Source organism: Amycolatopsis sp. NPDC051071, from assembly GCF_040682875.1.
GTDB lineage: Bacteria > Actinomycetota > Actinomycetes > Mycobacteriales > Pseudonocardiaceae > Amycolatopsis.
Window position 1 is genome coordinate 1 of the sequence record NZ_JBFBBY010000013.1, and the last position, 12,506, is coordinate 12,506.

General features: G+C 65.4%; 10 protein-coding genes. 8 read left to right on the forward strand and 2 right to left on the reverse strand.

Going from position 1 to position 12,506, the window contains the following annotated elements; genetic code table 11:
- Positions 1-205: 205 nt before the first annotated feature.
- Together AB0M65_RS06755 and AB0M65_RS06760 are read right to left on the reverse strand one after the other, a co-directional pair.
- On the reverse strand, positions 206-898 hold the full coding sequence (locus AB0M65_RS06755) for an O-methyltransferase (protein ID WP_364022544.1): 693 nt from the start codon (positions 896-898) through the stop codon (positions 206-208).
- A 211-nt stretch (positions 899-1,109) separates the two neighbouring features.
- On the reverse strand, positions 1,110-1,712 hold the full coding sequence (locus AB0M65_RS06760) for a dihydrofolate reductase family protein (protein WP_364022547.1): 603 nt from the start codon (positions 1,710-1,712) through the stop codon (positions 1,110-1,112).
- Positions 1,713-1,927: 215 nt separating this feature from the next.
- Here AB0M65_RS06760 and AB0M65_RS06765 point away from each other — a divergent pair, with 215 nt between their 5' ends.
- From AB0M65_RS06765 to AB0M65_RS06800, 8 genes are all read left to right on the forward strand, one after another.
- On the forward strand, positions 1,928-3,430 hold the full coding sequence (locus tag AB0M65_RS06765; protein ID WP_364022550.1) for a tryptophan 7-halogenase: 1,503 nt from the start codon (positions 1,928-1,930) through the stop codon (positions 3,428-3,430).
- Positions 3,431-3,444: 14 nt separating this feature from the next.
- Positions 3,445-4,800, forward strand: coding sequence for a condensation domain-containing protein (locus tag AB0M65_RS06770; RefSeq protein ID WP_364022553.1), 1,356 nt, complete (start codon positions 3,445-3,447; stop codon positions 4,798-4,800).
- Between the two features lie 36 nt (positions 4,801-4,836).
- A complete protein-coding gene (locus AB0M65_RS06775; protein WP_364022556.1) occupies positions 4,837-6,378 on the forward strand; it encodes an MFS transporter in 1,542 nt (513 codons plus the stop codon).
- 194 nt (positions 6,379-6,572) lie between these two features.
- Entirely contained in the window at positions 6,573-7,802 is a 1,230-nt protein-coding gene (locus AB0M65_RS06780; RefSeq protein WP_364022559.1) for a cytochrome P450, read from the forward strand.
- Between the two features lie 17 nt (positions 7,803-7,819).
- Entirely contained in the window at positions 7,820-8,899 is a 1,080-nt protein-coding gene (locus tag AB0M65_RS06785; RefSeq protein WP_364022562.1) for a hypothetical protein, read from the forward strand.
- 142 nt (positions 8,900-9,041) lie between these two features.
- On the forward strand, positions 9,042-9,758 hold the full coding sequence (locus AB0M65_RS06790) for a hypothetical protein (protein WP_364022565.1): 717 nt from the start codon (positions 9,042-9,044) through the stop codon (positions 9,756-9,758).
- 50 nt (positions 9,759-9,808) lie between these two features.
- Positions 9,809-11,053 carry a cytochrome P450 gene (locus AB0M65_RS06795; protein ID WP_364022568.1) on the forward strand — a complete coding sequence of 415 codons (1,245 nt, stop codon included), beginning with the start codon at positions 9,809-9,811 and terminating at the stop codon, positions 11,051-11,053.
- A gap of 78 nt (positions 11,054-11,131) precedes the next feature.
- Positions 11,132-12,493 (forward strand): aspartate aminotransferase family protein, encoded by a 1,362-nt coding sequence (locus AB0M65_RS06800; RefSeq protein ID WP_364022571.1) that lies wholly within the window; start codon positions 11,132-11,134, stop codon positions 12,491-12,493.
- Positions 12,494-12,506 lie beyond the last annotated feature (13 nt).

The window sequence follows — 12,506 nt, forward strand, 5'->3', positions numbered from 1 at the left end:
AATCAAGGGGGCCTTCATGTGAGCGATAGGGCAAACGTGGCGTGTCCTGAAGGCCCCCGTTGAGACGTCGAAGGTCTCAACGGGGGCCTTCAGGACATCAGGCTTCGACGCGACCCGCGCCGCACCGACCCGGCATGGCATGGCATGAGGGTGCCCCATGGGACATTTCCGTCCCATGGGGCACCCTCATGTCACCGGGGTCTGGTCAGCGCTTCCTGGCGATCGTGAGCCCGTCCGCGATGGGCAGCATCACCGTCTCGAACCGGTCGTCGGCCGCGAGCCTGGCATTGAACAGGCGCAAGGTCTCCGCGCACCGGCGCGGGAGCCCCGGCTCCGCGAGTTCGGGGTCCAGGACCAGTCCGTCCAGCAGGACGTTGTCAGCCACCAGCAAACCGCCTCGACGCAACAGGGGAATGGCCGCCTCGTAATACTTGAGGTAGTTCATCTTGTCGGCATCGACGAAGATGAGATCGGCGACGGTGTCTTCGGCGAGGCTCTGGAGGGTCCGCCCGGCCGGCCCGAGCCGGAAATCGATGCGGTCCGCCACGCCGGCACGCTCCCAGTGCTCCTGCGCGAGTTCGAGCCATTTGTCGGTCACGTCGCACGTGATCACCCGCCCTCCCGCGGAAAGACCACGAGCGAACGCCAGTGCGGAAAGCCCGGTGAAGGTTCCGACGTCGACCACGGTCGTCGCCCGCAGCAGTCCGGTCAGCATCGTCAGCAGCTGCAACTGCTCGGCGGGGACCATCATTCCTGCCGCGTCACCGACCGCTTCCGTGCGCTCGATCAGCGCACTCACCGCGGGATCGGGTGGTGTACAGGACTCGAGCAGGTAGTCACGCGTGGCCTGGTCGACCGAAACGTGCTTGATCTCGGCGAACGGGGTGCTGCTACCCATCTTTGCTCCCTGGTGGTCGGTACGGGTCACCCGGGGAACACCGCGTGGGCCGAGCACACCGGGCCGGGCAATCGTCACCGGAGTCCGAGGGCGAGCGCGTCCTTAACCTTGCGCGACCGCGACCACGAGAGAGTCCACGGCAGGAGTCCGGGCAGACTGCGGGCCGGGCAGGTTCACCCGCCCGGCCCGCAGTCCACCCGAAGGGAAGCCGCTATTCGTTGGTCTCCACCGGATAGATGAGGTGCGTGACCTTGTTGCCCTGGATGACCTGGGGGTCGCCGAATTTCATGGGGGCGGTGCCGAGCGTGTCCACGAAACGGACTCCGTCGCCGAGCATGAACGGCACGAGGTCGATGCGGACCTCGTCGAGCAACCCCTCTTCCAGCGCCTCGCGGGCTACGACGCCCGGACCCACGCCGACGGTCTTGTCACCGGCGACCGCCTTGGCCTGGTCGATGGCGGCCTTGACGCCGCCCTCGGTCACGAAGACGAACTTGTCGCTTTCGGGAGCCCAGCCTTCAGGCACCGAATGAGTGACCACGAAGACCTGCACGCGCATGGGGTGCTCTCCGCCCCACCCGTCCATACCGTCGAACTGGTTTCGCCCGACCACCAGCGCCCCATAGCCCTCGATCATGTCGCGGACATAATCGGCGGACGCCTCGGCGACCTTGTACGACCGGCCCGGCACCGCGGTGGGTACCTCGACATCGCCGGCACGGCACCACGCGAAAAGGTACTCAAACCCCCCATTCTCCGGACCGGCGATGAAACCGTCCAGCGACACGGACGCTTGAGTAGCCACCTTTGGCATGAGAAATCCCTTCTAGCGTGATGAATCGAGCACTTCTCGACCGTGCAACTGTGGCACCGTGACCGGTCGTTGTCCACTTCTCCCGTGCTCTCTTCCGTATCGAAATGGTGTACCCCGCCGTACTTGTGGCGGGGTCACAATTCGGGAGAAGCACCGTGCTCCGCCTTCGTGCGACGATCCCCATCTGGCCCTCGAGTTCAGGACGGAGATCTATTGTGGGTGCCGAGACCGTTGGGTTCGACGTCGTCGTGGTGGGTGGAGGCCCGTGCGGTTCGACGGTGTCGACGTTGGTGGCGATGCAGGGACATCGGGTCTTGCTGCTGGAGAAGGAGAAGTTCCCGCGCTATCAGATCGGGGAATCGCTTCTCCCGTCGACGGTGCATGGGGTGTGCCGGCTGCTGGGCGTGTCGGAGGAACTCGACAAAGCAGGGTTCATGGTGAAACGCGGGGGAACGTTCCGCTGGGGCCGCAATCCGGAACCTTGGACGTTTTCCTTCGGCCTGTCGTCGAAGTTCGTGTCAGAGGCGTCGACGGCTTACCAGGTGGAGCGGATGCGCTTCGACCAGATTCTGCTGGACAACGCTCGGCGCCGTGGGGTCGAGGTACGGGAGGAGGCCTCGGTCGTCGATGTCATCGAGGATGACGACGGCCGGGTCCGCGGTGTGCGGTACACGGATGCCGATGGTGGGACCCACGAGGTGTTCGCACGATTCGTCGTGGATTCTTCGGGGAACGGGAGCCGGATCCACAAAAAGGTCGGAGGACAGCGGCGTTATTCGGAATACTTCCGCAATCTGGCGTTGTTCGGTTATTTCGAGGGCGGCAAGCGACTGCCCGCGCCGAATCAGGGGAACATTCTCGCGGCGGCCTTCGATTCGGGCTGGTTCTGGTACATCCCCCTGACCGACACGTTGACCAGCGTGGGTGCGGTACTCCACCCTGACGCGCTCGAACGCGCTCAAGGGGACAAAGAGCAGGCCCTGCTCGACCTGATCGACGAATGTCCGCTGATCGCGGAGTATCTCGCGGACGCTCAGCGGGTCACCAGCGGTCCGTACGGCGAGGTTCGGGTCCGTAAGGACTACTCCTATATCCAGGAGAAGTTCTGGCGGCCGGGTCTGATCCTCGCCGGGGACGCGGCCTGCTTCATCGACCCGGTGTTCTCCTCGGGCGTGCACCTGGCGACCTACAGCGGGCTGCTCGCGGCCCGGTCGATCAACACCGTGCTGGCGGGTACGGCGGGGGAGATCGAGTCCTGCGAGGAGTTCGAAGCGCGGTATCGCGCCGAGTATGCGAGGTTCCACGACTTCCTGGTGGCGTTCTACGACATGCACGAGGACGAGTCCTCGTATTTCTGGAGGGCGAAGAAGGTCACCGGGAACACGGCCTCGGACGTGGAGTCGTTCGTGGAACTGGTCGGGGGTGGCTCGTCGGGTGAGGGTGCCCTGATCGACGCCAAGGCCTACCTGGGGCAGCGGGCACCCGCGTTCCGCGAGCTTTCCGAAGCGGTGGAACGTCCTGTGCTGGTCCCAGGAGAGGACCGCGATTTGTTGAAGACCGAGCTCGCCCGCTCGGTGTCCCGTGAGGGCACTCGAATCCAGATCCAGGCCAGCCTGGGTGCGAACGCCGACGAGCATACCCCGGTCCGTGACGGTGGGCTGGTGCCCTCCGCCGACGGAATGCACTGGATCCGGCCCGTCCAGCAACAGGCAAGCTGAAGGGACTCACGGTCATGTCAGGGACCAAGTCAACGGCCGGTTGTGTGCACCGGTTTCCGCTTTCGCTCCAGCAGGAGTTCCTCAGCCTTGTCGACCACGGAGACGGCATGGGGCCGTTCGGTCCGATGTACACCATCGTCGGGGGCTGGCGCCTTCTCGGCGAACTCGACGTGAACGCGTTGCAGGGCGCGTTGGACGATCTGGTCGCCCGGCACGAAGCGCTCCGCACGCGCATCGTCGTCAATGACGGAGACCTGCATCAGGCGGTGTTCCTGCCGAGCTCGGCGGACCTGGTGATCCGGGACATCCCGAACGCCGGTGACCGGGAAAAGGCCGCCGAGGAGTTCCTCAACGACGTCGAAGCCGAGGAATTCACCTTCGACGAGATGCCGCGGGTCCGGCTGATTCTGGGCCGTTTCGACAACGGGGACGCCGTCCTCGTCCTCGTGGCGCACCACACCGCCGTCGACGGCTGGTCGGCGCAGCTGGTCATCCGCGACCTCGCCGAGTTCTACGGTGCCAGGCGGGATCAGCGGGCGCCCGACCTTCCCGAGGTGCGTCAGCTGCGCGAATACGTCGCATGGCAACGGGAGAACGCGAACGGCCCCGCCGTCGTCGCCGCCCGGAAGTTCTGGCGGGAGTATCTGGACGGGGCGCGGATGGTCGCGCTCCCGACCGATCTGCCGCGAGCCGAGGAGCGTGCGTTCGTCACCGGTTGGCACCGGTTCCTGCTCGAAGCGGAGTTTCGCACCTCCGCCGAGAAGCTTGCCGCCGAGACCAAGAGCACGGTGTTCATGGTGCTGCTCGCCGCGTATCTGGTCTATCTCCGTGACAAGACCGGGAAAACCGACCTGGTCGTGCCGACGTTCACGCCGGGGCGCACCCCGGCCTGGATCCAGAACACGGTCAGTTCCTTCTACAATTTCGTGCCACTGCGCTTCGACATCACCGAATGCGTCGGAATCCGCGAAGTGATCGCACGAGTGCGGGCGAGTTGCCTGCGCGCCTACGCACACGAGCTTCCGTTCATGCAGATCATTGAAGAAGCACCGGATCTGATGGACGACGTGACGAAGCCGGACAGCGCGTCCTGCGTGTTCCAGGTCGTCCAGTCGCCGTTCATGATGAGCGACGAACAGGTCATCGGTGACCTCCGGATCACCGCGATGCGCAGGCGGGTGCTGTCGGCTCCGGTCGGCTCGCAGCTGCCGGACGGTGCGCTGTGGGCACTGGAACTGCATCACGACGGCGACATCGTCGGCAAGATCGGCTACACCGCCGACCTGTTCGTCGAGGACACGATCGCCTCGTGGGTGACGGAACTTCGGCGGGTACTCGCCGACGTCCTTGTCGGTGTACGACAGTCGTGACCCCGTACGGGGCCACGACCACCGGTGAGCGCGCAGATGACCACGGTTGAGGTGCCCGCCCGCGCCGGCTGGCGGGAATGGGTCGGCCTTGCGGTGCTGTGCCTGCCGACCATGCTGACCACACTGGACATCTCGGTGATGTTCCTCGCGTTGCCACGGATGAGCGGTGATCTCGGCGCCGACGCCAACCAGCAGCTGTGGATCACCGACATCTACGCCTTCACGATGGCCGGGTTCCTGGTCATGATGGGGACGCTGGGCGACCGGATCGGCAGGCGCAAGGTGCTGCTGTTCGGCGCGGCGGCGTTCGTGGTCACCTCTGTGCTGGCGGCATACGCGAGCTCCACCGGGATGCTGATCGGTGCCCGTGCCTTGCTCGGCGTCGCGGGCGCGACGGTCATGCCCTCGGTTCTGGCGTTGATCCGCAATATGTTCCGCGATCACCGGCAGATGAGCACCGCCATGAGCGCGTGGGGGAGTTCGGTCATGCTGGGACTCATCCTCGGCCCCGTGGCGGGTGGGCTGGTGCTCGGGGCATTCTGGTGGGGCTCGATCTTCCTGATGGCCGTGCCGGTGATGGGACTGTTGCTGCTCGTCGGCCCGTTCGTCTTGCCGGAGTCCCGTAACCCCGCCGCCGGCAAGCTGGACCTGACCAGTGTGGCGTTGTCCTTGGTGGCGATACTGCCGCCGATCTACGGCTTCAAGGAACTGGGCAGAAGCGGCCCGGAGCTGGTGCCGGTCGCGGCGATCCTCGCCGGCGTCATCTTCTTCCTCGTGTTCGTGCGCCGCCAGCGGACCCTGCGTAATCCCTTGCTGGACTTGAGTTTGTTCGCCGACCGCGCGGTGACGGCCGCGTTGCTGCTCGCCTTGCTCAGCGCGTTCGCCATGGCGGGTACCAGCATGATGGTCTCGTTGTACCTGCAGCTGGTCGAGGGACTATCGCCGGTCAGTATCGGGTTGTGGATGGTGATTCCGTCACTCGGCATGATCGTCGCGGTCAACCTCGCCCCGCTCGTGGCGCGGAAGATCCGGCCCGCGTACGTACTCGCGGCGGGGTCGGGGGTCGCGGCGGTGGGCATGCTGGTGCTCACCGTGGCGAATGGTTCCGGCGGCCTGGCGGCTTTCCTGGTGGGGCTCGTCATCGTGTACTTCGGTGTCGGCTCGGACGGCACGTTGAGTCCGTACCTCATCATGTCCTCGGTTCCGCCGGAGAAGGCAGGCGCCGCGGGTGCCTTGTCCTCGACCTTCAACGAATTCGGTGCCGCACTGGGGATCGCCGTACTCGGCCTGGTCGGCAGCACCGTTTACCGTACGCAGGTCACCGTCCCGGCCGGCGTCCACGACCCGAACGCCGCCGAAAGCCTCCCTGGAGCGGTATCCGCGGCGGAGCGGTATCCGGCGGAGGTGAGCGCCGACCTCCTCGACTCCGGGCGTGCGGCGTTCTCGAGCGGACTGCACGTCGTCACGATCGTCACGGCGGTGCTCTTCGCCGGGCTCGCCGTACTCGCGGTCGTTGGCCTTCGCCGATTTCCCGCCACCGGGGCGGTGCAAGAGCAGCGGGAAAAGTCCCGGGTGTGAACGCTTCGAGATCGTTCTCGCCTCCGGCTCGGCGCCGGGTCGCATGGACGGAGATGCGACCGCTGTGCCGGACGACGATACTGGTTTCGGGGAGCTCGGGTGGCCCTTTACGCGAATGGATCGGCACACGATCGTGTCGCTCCTGCGAATAGCGACGTGCCGGTTTGAATGGAAAGCATGACAAAGGGGTGTCCGTGACGTCTACACCATCGCATTCGGCCGACCTGCCGGGGTTCCCGATTCAACGAGAGTCGAAATGCCCGTACCGGCCATCGAAGGTTCACGTCGACCTGCGTGAAGACGGGCCGATGACCAAGGTCCGGCTCTACAACGGCCGCGTGGCCTGGCTGGTGACCGGTACCGCGGAGGCTCGTGCCGTGCTCTCCGACTACCGGCGAGTCTCCATTCGCCCGTACCACGGGAACTATCCGCTGCTCAACGAAGAATTCGAGAAGGTCGTCGACAGCGGATACGCCGACGTCCTTTTCGGCGTCGACCCGCCGGAGCACACCAGGCAGCGGCAGATGATCATGCCGCGCTTCTCGCTGCGCCGGACGAAGGAATACCACACCGAAATTCAGCGGATCGTCGATCAGAAGCTCGACGAAATGATGAGCAAGGGCGCGCCGGGTGATCTGGTCGCCGACTTCGCGCAGCCGGTTCCTTCAATGGTCATGAGCCACGTACTCGGTGTTCCCTACGAGGACAACGAAGAATTCGAGACGTCGGCTCACAAGCTGTTCGTTCCCGAGCTCGCCGACGAGGCGACCACGGAACTCGGTGACTTCCTCGACCGGTTGATCGCGAAAAAGGAGAACAATCCCGGCGCGAAACCGGTCGGCCTGATCGACGACCTGATCGTCGACCAGCTGCACAAGGGCGCACTCACCCGCTCGGAGCTGGTCCACATCGCGATGGCCATGCTGGTCGCGGGCACCGACACCACCACCAATGTGATCTCGCTGGGAACGCTGGCATTGCTGGACAACCCGGAACAGTGGGCGGCGTTGCGCGAGGACCACTCCCTGATTCCCGGCGCGGTGGAGGAAATCCTGCGCTACGTTTCGCTGGTCGAGGCGTTCGCCAGGGTCGCGACCGAGGACATCGAGCTTCCCGGCGGGGCGAAGATCAAGGCGGGCGACGGGATTCTCATCAGCTGCGCCGGCGTCAACTTCGATCCGAAGATGGCCGCGGAACCCGACACCTTCGACATCCGGCGACCGCCCCGGCCGAGTTTCTCCTTCAGCCACGGAATCCACCGATGCCCGGGTGACAATCTCGCCCGGCTCGAACTGGAGGTCGCGTTCCGGTCCTTGGTCCAGCGCATGCCCAACCTGCGCTCGACCTTGCCCGCCGACCAGCTCCCGAGCAACAACAACGACGGGACGCTGCAGCGGCTCTTCGAATTCCCAGTGGTTTGGTGAGAACGAAAGGACGCAGGATGCTTTCCTACCGCGGTGTCGCCTACGACACGGGTACCAACTTCGCGACCGGCCAGGGCGATCTTTCCCGGGCCGTATGGAGTGAGTCCGCGATGGAGGCCGAGATCAGCCTCATCAGCGATCAGCTCAACTGTAACTCGGTGACCGTCTACGGCACCGACCTGGACCGGCTGGCGCAGACCGCGACCGCCGCGATCGAGCGCGAACTCCATGTGCTGCTTCAGCCGCGGCTGGTCGATCGGCCGGTGAACGAGATCATGGACCACCTCGCGGAGGCAGCGCGGCTCGCCGAGTCCCTGCGGAAGCAAGGCGCGAACGTCAGCCTCACCGTCGGTGCGGTGCACCTCGTCTTCACGCCCGGGCTCATCGAAGGCGACACGTATCACGAGCGGATGGCGAACGTATACGCGGACGCGGAGCACTACCTGCTCAAGCCCACCGCGCGGGTCGACGTCGCGGCAGCCGCGCCCCGGCTCAACGAGTTCCTCGCCAAGGCGGCCGTCGTGGCGCGGGGGAACTTCAGTGGCGCCGTCGGCTACTCGGCGGCCCCGTTCGAGGTCGTCGACTGGGATCCGTTCGACACGATCGGCCTGATGTACCAGTACCTTCCGTCCGGGCGGACGCCGGCGGAGCACAAGGACCTTGTCGGTTCGTACCTGCGCTGGAACAAGCCGGTGCTGATCAGCGAGTTCGGGACCGCGACCTACCAGGGCGCCGAGAAGAAGGGCTTCTTCTTCTGGGACATCGTCGATCGTGCCAAGGATGTGCCCACGGTCATCGACGGCTACACCCGCGACGAGGGTGAGCAGGCCGCCTATCACCTCAAGATGTTCGAGATCTTCGAGGAGGCAGGGGCCGCAGGGGTCACCGTCTCGGAATTCATCCACCCCACCCATCCGCACTCGACCGATCCTCGGCTGGATCTCGACACGGCGAGCATGGCGCTGGTGAAGACGATCCGGGATGACTTCGCCGATCCCGCGTCCGGCTATCGCGTTGAGCCGAAAGAGGCCTTTCACGCGATCGCCGACCACTATGCCCATCTCGGTTTCCAGGAGATCGCGCGCGGCGGCCGGTAGGGATCTTGTCCTATCTTGCCGTTGATGCCCGGCAAGCGGGATCGAGGACGACAAAATGCTTTCCGTTTCGCATTCTTTACAGGCGGCCGAAGCCACCTGGCGCAGGCCCCAATGACGACGTTGTCCGGAGATCGGAGCGGAAATGCACTTCAACGGCAGGGTGTTCGGCCGAGGGCTGATGGCAGTGGCGATGACGGTGACACTGGCCTTGTCGTCGGTGGTCTCGGACCAGCCTTCGGCCGAAGCCTCGCAGCGCCGGAACACCACTCTGGCCTCAGTGCTGGTTCCTCCTGACCAGCAGGCGCCGGGGAGCGTCACCATGGATCCGATCACCTTGGCGAAGGCCGCCGAGGACGGCGGGCTTGGCACTCCGGGGATGACGTCCTCGCCCGAATCGTGCCTCAGCTTCGCCGACGATTCCGTTGGCGGGTTGGGCACGCGAACGGGGTGGATGCAGTTCGGGCGCCGGGACCCGGCGATCTTCCTGCAGGTGGTCGCCAAGATCCCCGGGGGTTTCGACGTCAACAGGGTCAGGACCGCCGTGGCGGACTGTGCGACGGGAACCATGACGCTCGAAGGAAAGATCACCGGCCAGGTGACGTTCGTGGAGCAGCGACCGCTGCGGCTGCTGTTCGGGAAATCGTTCGTTACGAGGATGACGACGACCTTCCCGAGGCCGGCCAACGAAGAAGAGGCCGCCTTGCTCACGAAGTACAACTTCCACGAGGGCGCGTGCCCGGCAGAGTACGTTTTCATCGCCGTCGGGAATCTCTTCATCTGGTCGCTCGACCCGGATCCGGCCATCGCGGTGCGTGCGGCCCGGATCATGTACGAGCGGGCGTTGCGATACCACCGTTGAGTTCGTTTTCGACAATTGTCGGCGCACCCGTTCCAGGCAAAAGAGGGGTCATGACCGCAGAGGTGAACGCACCGCAGAGGGATTCTTCGGACCTGCCGGATTACCCCCTCGCGCGCGAATGTCCGTACCGGCCTTCCCAGAGTACGGCGAAACTTCGTGAAGACGGGCCCGTGGCGAAGGTGCGGCTGTACGACGGGCGCACCGCGTGGCTGGTGACCGGGCCCGTCGAGGCCCGTGCTCTGCTGGCGGACCCGCGGATGTCCAGCCTCGCGCATTACCCGAACTTTCCCGTGCTCGACGAGCGGCACCTGCACATGCGTGCCACGCGGGAGATGGCGAAGGAAGAGGAAGGCGGGTTCGCGGGCGTGCTGTTCGGCGTGGACCCGCCCGAGCACACGCGGCAGCGGCGGATGTTGCTGCCCGCGCTCACCGCCAGGCGCGTGGCCGCACACCGGCCGGAGATTCAGCGCATCGTCGACGAGCAACTGGACGAGATGCTGAGTGCTGGTGCTTCGGCCGATCTGGTGGCCGATTTCGCCGGACCCGTGCCGATGAAGGTGGTCTGCGCTTTCCTCGGTGTCCCTTATGAGGAGCGCGAGTCGTTCGAGGGACCCGCTCGCGAACTGTTCGATCCGGAGCGGGCGGATCAGGCGATGGACGATCTGACCGGCTATCTTCTCCGGCTGATTCAGGCGAAGGAAGCCGACCCTGGCAAAGGATTGCTGGACGATCTGATCGAGCGGCACGTCCGCGGCGGCGAGCTTGAGCACGCCGAGCTGGTGCAGTTCGCGTTCGCGATACTGGTCGCCGGGACTGTCACCAGCACCAGCACCATCGCGCTGGGCACGCTCGCGCTTTTGGACACTCCCGGGCAGTTCGACGCGCTGGTCGCCGACCCGGCGCTCATTCCCGGCGCGATCGAAGAGATCTTGCGCTATGTGTGCCCGGTCGAGCAGCTCTCACGTGTCGCGACCGAGGACATCGAAATAGCGGGTGAGGTCATCAAAGCCGGCGATGGTGTCCTGGTGAGCTTCGCGGGGGCCAATTTGGATCCCGAAGTGACCGCGCGCCCTGAGACCTTGGACGTCACCCAGGTGCCGACCAACCATTTGGCGTTCAGTCACGGAATCCACCATTGCATGGGCCGGAACCTGGCACGGCTCGAGCTGGAGATCGTGTTCACCACCCTGATCGCACGTGTTCCCACCCTACGGCCCGCCGTAGGGTTTGAAGAGATTCCCTGGTACAACGACTTCACCGTGCCGCGCCTCCTTTCCTTCCCTGTCTGCTGGTGATGTGACATTTCTGGAGAACAGGGACCGAATCACCGGCCGATAAACTCGGAGAAAGACTTTCTCACGATTGGAATCAACGTGACAAATACGCCATCGACCCCGGAGAAACTGGCGGCAGCGGCGGAGCTCGCCGACGCCGACCGGCGCCACGTTGTGCACCCGCATGAGTCTTCCGGCGCGCCTGAGCGCGTCGTGATCGTCCGCGGCAAGGGATCCACGGTTTGGGACGCGGAGGGCACCGAGCTGCTCGACGCGACCGGCGGCGGTCTGTGGAACTCCCATGTCGGGCACGGCAGGCGCGAACTCGCCGAGGTCATGGCGAAGCAGGTCGAGGAACTCGAATACTTCACCACTTTCCACGAGTTCGGCAATGACAAGACGATCCGGCTCGCGACCCGCCTTGCCGAGCACGCACCGGCCGGGCTGAACAAGGTGTTCTTCACCAGCGGGGGCTCGGAGAGTGTGGACACGGCCATCAAGGCCGCGCGGCTGTTCCACGCCCGCGGTGGCCAGCCGGACCGTACCTGGATCATCTCCAGGTCGGCCTCGTATCACGGGTGCACCTACGGTTCCGGAACGCTCACCGGCTTCGAACCGATGCAGATCGGGGTCGGGCCCAACCTGCCGCACGTGGAGAAGATATCGCCGCCGTACCTCTACCGGGCCGGGGAGCTCTACGGAGACCAGGACCCGACTGACTTCCTGATCGACGAGCTCGAGCAGACGATCGCCCGCCTCGGGCCCGGCAACGTGGCCGCGATGATCGGCGAGCCGGTGATGGCCGGTGGCGGTGTGCTGACCCCGCCTCCGGACTACTGGCCGCGGGTGCGGGAAGTGCTGAGCCGCCATGGCATCCTGCTGATCGCCGACGAGGTCGTGACGGCGTTCGGCCGCACGGGCGTCTGGTTCGACTCGGTGCAGCGCGAGATGGAACCGGACCTCGTCACCACGGCCAAGGGCATCACGAGTGGCTACTTCGCGCTCGGCGCGTTGCTGATGTCCGACGAGATCGCGGAAGTGATCACTTCGGAGATGGGCTTCTTCCACGGTCACACCTACAGCGGCCACCCGGTCGGTGCCGCCGTGGCGCTGGCCAACCTCGACATCATCGAGCGGGAAGGCCTCGCGGCCAACGCGCTGTCGATCGGGGACTGGTTCCGCGCCGGGCTGGCCCCGCTGGCCGACCTGCCCTCGGTCGGCGACGTCCGGGTCGAGGGTGCGATGGCCGCGATCGAGATGGTCGCTGACCGCGGGAGCAGGCAACCGATGGACATTCCCGCCGTCTTCGGGCTGGCCGACGAGATCCGCAAGCAGCACAGCGTCATCGTCCGGCCATACGGGAACAACATCATCCTTTCGCCGCCGCTGGTCATGACCCAGGAAGAGACCGAAGTCACGACGAAATCCATCGTCGAGGTGCTTTCCCGAACGGGCAGCTGAGAAGAAACTGGAG

Bases quoted from the DNA above. Each gene is read 5' to 3' on its own strand.
- AB0M65_RS06755 (WP_364022544.1), bottom strand. From the start codon at position 898: ATGGGTAGCAGCACCCCGTTCGCCGAGATCAAGCACGTTTCGGTCGAC.
- AB0M65_RS06760 (WP_364022547.1), bottom strand. From the start codon at position 1,712: ATGCCAAAGGTGGCTACTCAAGCGTCCGTGTCGCTGGACGGTTTCATC.
- AB0M65_RS06770 (WP_364022553.1), top strand. From the start codon at position 3,445: ATGTCAGGGACCAAGTCAACGGCCGGTTGTGTGCACCGGTTTCCGCTT.
- AB0M65_RS06775 (WP_364022556.1), top strand. From the start codon at position 4,837: ATGACCACGGTTGAGGTGCCCGCCCGCGCCGGCTGGCGGGAATGGGTC.
- AB0M65_RS06785 (WP_364022562.1), top strand. From the start codon at position 7,820: ATGCTTTCCTACCGCGGTGTCGCCTACGACACGGGTACCAACTTCGCG.
- AB0M65_RS06790 (WP_364022565.1), top strand. From the start codon at position 9,042: ATGCACTTCAACGGCAGGGTGTTCGGCCGAGGGCTGATGGCAGTGGCG.
- AB0M65_RS06795 (WP_364022568.1), top strand. From the start codon at position 9,809: ATGACCGCAGAGGTGAACGCACCGCAGAGGGATTCTTCGGACCTGCCG.